The sequence below is a fragment of the Robbsia betulipollinis genome (genome assembly GCF_026624755.1).
Classification (GTDB): Bacteria; Pseudomonadota; Gammaproteobacteria; order Burkholderiales; family Burkholderiaceae; genus Robbsia; species Robbsia betulipollinis.
In genome coordinates, this window is record NZ_JAPMXC010000034.1 from 1 (window position 1) to 1111 (window position 1111).

Annotated in this window: 1 rRNA gene and 1 pseudogene; one reads left to right on the top strand and one right to left on the bottom strand. The window is 57.1% G+C overall.

Annotation, left to right across the window (positions count from 1 at the left end):
• Positions 1-14: 14 nt before the first annotated feature.
• Positions 15-143 (top strand): annotated as a pseudogene (locus OVY01_RS23400) (helix-turn-helix domain-containing protein); the annotation flags it as partial.
• 312 nt (positions 144-455) lie between these two features.
• Here OVY01_RS23400 and OVY01_RS22945 read toward each other — a convergent pair.
• Positions 456-1111 (bottom strand): 16S ribosomal RNA (locus OVY01_RS22945); the annotation flags it as partial.

Genomic DNA, 1111 nt, shown 5'->3' on the forward strand with positions numbered 1-1111 from the left:
TATAGGGTGTTGGGATGGAAAAAAGATATTTTCATCTGAGCGCGGAAGAGCGCGCGGCAATCATGATCGAAAGCGGTAAAAACGCGAGCATCCGGTCGATAGCGAGGCTGCTGGGACGCAACGCGTCTAGCATCAGCCGAGAACTCGCGCGTAACCGGACTGAGACGCGCAGGTGTTATGACGCCACTGCCGCTGCAAAGGCGTATCGCGCACGGCGTGAACGAAGCCGAAGGCCACGCAAATTGACCGCTGGTAGTGCGCTGTACTGGCATGTGCATCATCAACTGGTATATCGACGCTGGTCGCCCCAGCAAATTGCTGCCAGACTTCGAGACATGCACCCCACTGATCCCGAAGAGCGCGTCAGTCATGAAACGATTTACGCGGCGATTTATACCCATCCACGTGGCGGCTTGAAGCAGGCCATGGTTGAAGCGCTGCGCCAGGAGAGGCCCGTACGAGGCAACGCGCGCCGCACGCTCGCGCGCAAAAGCTTCGTGCCCGAAGAGCTGCGCATCGTTCATCGGCCAGAAGACATCGCCACGCGCAAGTGGCCCGGGCATTGGGAGGGAGACCTCATCAAGGGCGCGTTCAACCGTTCCTGTGTGGGCACGCTGGTCGAGCGCAAGACACGGTTCGTGGTGCTGGGCCATGAGGACTTGACGTCATCCCCACCTTCCTCCGGTTTGTCACCGGCAGTCTCCCTAGAGTGCTCCCTTGCGGGTAGCAACTAAGGACAAGGGTTGCGCTCGTTGCGGGACTTAACCCAACATCTCACGACACGAGCTGACGACAGCCATGCAGCACCTGTGTTACGGCTCTCTTTCGAGCACTCCCACCTCTCAGCGGGATTCCGTACATGTCAAGGGTAGGTAAGGTTTTTCGCGTTGCATCGAATTAATCCACATCATCCACCGCTTGTGCGGGTCCCCGTCAATTCCTTTGAGTTTTAATCTTGCGACCGTACTCCCCAGGCGGTCAACTTCACGCGTTAGCTACGTTACTAAGGAAATGAATCCCCAACAACTAGTTGACATCGTTTAGGGCGTGGACTACCAGGGTATCTAATCCTGTTTGCTCCCCACGCTTTCGTGCATGAGCGTCAGTGTTG